Source organism: Mesorhizobium sp. M2E.F.Ca.ET.209.01.1.1 (assembly GCF_004010375.2).
Lineage (GTDB): Bacteria > Pseudomonadota > Alphaproteobacteria > Rhizobiales > Rhizobiaceae > Mesorhizobium.
Genome location: NZ_SADP02000049.1, coordinates 1 through 2,289 on the forward strand (window position 1 = coordinate 1; position 2,289 = coordinate 2,289).

The 2,289-nt window shown below is 62.8% G+C and carries 2 protein-coding genes and 1 pseudogene; 1 reads left to right on the forward strand and 2 read right to left on the reverse strand.

All coding sequences use genetic code 11. From position 1 onward, the window contains the following. Positions 1-145: pseudogene (locus EN852_RS42720) on the forward strand (IS110 family transposase); the annotation flags it as partial. Between the two features lie 79 nt (positions 146-224). Here the strand turns inward: EN852_RS42720 and EN852_RS34470 are convergent. Together EN852_RS34470 and EN852_RS34475 are read right to left on the reverse strand one after the other, a co-directional pair. Further along, a complete protein-coding gene (locus tag EN852_RS34470; protein ID WP_127880146.1) occupies positions 225-1,070 on the reverse strand; it encodes a fumarylacetoacetate hydrolase family protein in 846 nt (281 codons plus the stop codon). A gap of 173 nt (positions 1,071-1,243) precedes the next feature. After that, entirely contained in the window at positions 1,244-1,975 is a 732-nt protein-coding gene (locus EN852_RS34475) for an SDR family oxidoreductase (protein ID WP_127880147.1), read from the reverse strand. Between the last annotated feature and the right edge of the window lie 314 nt (positions 1,976-2,289).

A 2,289-nucleotide genomic window follows, 5' to 3' on the forward strand; every position in this document is an offset into this window, starting at 1 on the left:
TCCTGTCCTCAAGGCCTTCCATCAGCGTCTCATTGCCAAGGGCAAAGAGCCCAAGGTCGCGCTCGTCGCCGTCGCGCGAAAGATCCTGACCATCCTCAGTGCAATGATCCGAAACAACGAACCTTGGAATCCAAACAGGCTCTGACAAACACAGTTGCTCATCCGTCTCGGCGCTGCGCGCCGATCCGCCTTCCCCCAAACAAGGAGATAAGGTAAGCTGGCGCTTACTCATCCGCCTTGAACGTCTGCTTCTGCTGGCCGAGCCCTTCGATGCCGAGCTCCACGACGTCGCCGGCCTTCAGGAACACCGGCGGCTTCATGCCCAGCCCGACGCCGGGCGGGGTGCCGGTGGAGATGATGTCGCCGGGATGCAGCGACATGAACTGGCTGAGATAGGAGACAAGATACTTCACGCCGTAGACCATGGTCTTGGTCGAGCCGTTCTGCATGGTCTTGCCGTTGACGGTCAGCCACATCTTCAGGTTCTGCGGGTCAGCGACCTCGTCCTTGGTCACCAGCCACGGGCCGGTCGGGCCGAAGGTGTCGCAGGACTTGCCCTTGGTCCACTGGCCCTGGCGCTCGGCCTGGAAAGCACGCTCCGACACGTCATGCGCGACGGCGTAGCCGGCGACATAGTCCAGCGCGTCGTCCTCCGAGACATATTTCGCCGTCTTGCCGATGATGACGGCGAGCTCGACTTCCCAGTCGGTCTTTTCCGAACCACGCGGGATCAGCACGTCGTCATCGGGCCCGACGATCGCCGAGCTTGCCTTCATGAAGATGATCGGTTCCGGCGGCACGGTGGCGCCGGTCTCGGCGGCGTGATCGGAATAGTTGAGGCCGATGCAGATGAACTTGCCGGTGCCGGCGACGCAGGCGCCAAGGCGCGGCTTGCCGGAGACCACCGGCAGCGACTTGGGATCGAGCTTGGAGAGCATCTCCAGCGAGGCCGGATGAAGTGCCGTGCCGGCGATATCGGCGACATGAGCGGAAAGGTCGCGGATATTCCCATCCGCATCAAGCAGGCCGGGCTTCTCGCTGCCAGCTTCGCCATAGCGCAACAACTTCATCTCAATGTTCTCCACCTTGCGGCCAAGGGCCGGTTTTGCAAATTCCCATCAAAGCCAGCCGACCGTAGTCGCCGACCAAACCGGCGGCAAGCGAGCCTGCTGCGATGCCGACCAAATCGTCGGGATTTTCAGACGTTTCGATCCGATAGCCCCGCCGACATCCGCGCCTTTCGTCAGATCGACCAGCCGCCGTCGATGTTGTAGGCCTGCCCCGACGTGTAGGTTGCGCCGGCAAGGTAGACGGCGAGATCGGCGATCTCCTCCGGCGTGCCAAGCCGGCCCATCGGCTGACGGGCGATGAAGGCCGCGCGTGCTGCCTCATAGTCGCCCTGCGCATGCATGCGATCCTGCAGCGACGGGCTTTCGACCGTGCCCGGACAGATGGCGTTGCAGCGGATGCCCTTGGCGACATAGTCGGCGGCGACCGCCTTGGTCAGGCCGACCACGGCCGCCTTGGTCAGACCGTAGACGAAGCGGTTCGGCACGCCTTTCTGCGAGCTTGCCAGCGACGCCATGTTGATGATCGAGCCGTCGCCGCGTTCCAGCATGCCGGGCAGCACGGCGCGGATGGTGCAGATCATCGAGCGGACATTGAGGTTGAGCGCGAAGTCGAGGTCCTCGTCCTTCATCTCCAGAATGGAGCCGCCATGGACGAAACCGGCGCAGTTGAACAGGACGTCGACCCGGCCGATCTCGGCGAAGGCGGAAGCGACGGCCGCGTCGCTCAGCACATCGAGTTTGCGGGTTTTTATGCCGGCAGTTTTGGCGAGCTCGGCCAATAGCGGTTCATTGATGTCGGTGGCGTGAACGGTCGCGCCCGCCTTGGCGAAAGCCAGCGCGCTTGCCCGGCCTATGCCTTGCGCCGCCGCGGTGACGACAACCACCTTGCCTGCCAGATCCGCCATGTTTCTTCTCCTCGCCTGCCTGGAGCCTTTCGCCTCTAATCGATGGCCGGCCCCGGCGTCGTGTGCCAGACAGCCGGCATCGTGCGGTCAGGCTTCCGCTTCACAGATAAAGATGTTTTTTCTCGTTAAAGAGCACGCGCGCGAGCGTCAAGCCCGAACGCGTTCACCTTCGCGACAGCTGCTTTAACAGGCTGCGGAAAAACCGGAGCCGTGGGGCCGTTTTGCGTTTGGTTGATGCGAGATCGGCTTATGCGAGGGTCATTTTAGCGGCTCTTTCGGCTGGTTTTGCCGCGATCGGCCGGTTTGAGGTGGAT

What these genes read in the sequence shown, in the direction of transcription:
- EN852_RS34475 (WP_127880147.1), bottom strand. Translation starts at nt 1,975, where the DNA reads ATGGCGGATCTGGCAGGCAAGGTGGTTGTCGTCACCGCGGCGGCGCAA.
- EN852_RS34470 (WP_127880146.1), bottom strand. Translation starts at nt 1,070, where the DNA reads ATGAAGTTGTTGCGCTATGGCGAAGCTGGCAGCGAGAAGCCCGGCCTG.